This is a genomic window from Streptomyces sp. 4F14 (genome assembly GCF_048159485.1).
Classification (GTDB): Bacteria; Actinomycetota; Actinomycetes; order Streptomycetales; family Streptomycetaceae; genus Streptomyces.
In genome coordinates, this window is the sequence record NZ_JBLRVY010000114.1 from 1 (window position 1) to 485 (window position 485).

Below are 485 nucleotides of genomic sequence, written 5' to 3' on the forward strand. Positions count from 1 at the left end.
GAGGTGTCGGAGGGCTTCGTCTGGTTCAGGGGGGCGCCCAGGGGCTCGCCCCAGCCGGTGCGGTTGCGGTTGTGGCCGGCCCATTGGCCGCGAACCGCGGTCATGGTGTCCGCGATGTACTCGGCGGCGATGTCACGCGTCCAGGCTTGCGGGTTCGTCGCCTCTGGATGCTTCTCGGCTGCCCAGCGTCCGGCCACCAGCAGCAAGGGGAACTTGGTGCGGACGGTGCCGGGCTCGTTGGTGCTGAACTTCCGCCAGCGCAGGACAATTTCCAACCACTCCGGCGGCACCGAGGCCACGGTCTCCGGACGTGTGCCGCGCTGTTGGTGACTGCCGGTGAGCGGTTCGGGGATGTAGCCGTTGGCCGCCAGGACCCGCGACATCTTGAAGAACCCACGGCGCCGGGCGCTGGACGCCGGATGGTCGGCGACCAGGTCCTGCAGCAGCTCCAGCGTCACGTCCTCCAGACGCGGGCTGCCTGCGCT

At 69.7% G+C, this 485-nt stretch carries 1 pseudogene; it reads right to left on the minus strand.

Annotation, left to right across the window (positions count from 1 at the left end):
• A pseudogene (locus tag ACLZOT_RS49890) lies at positions 1 to 485 on the minus strand (site-specific recombinase); the annotation flags it as partial.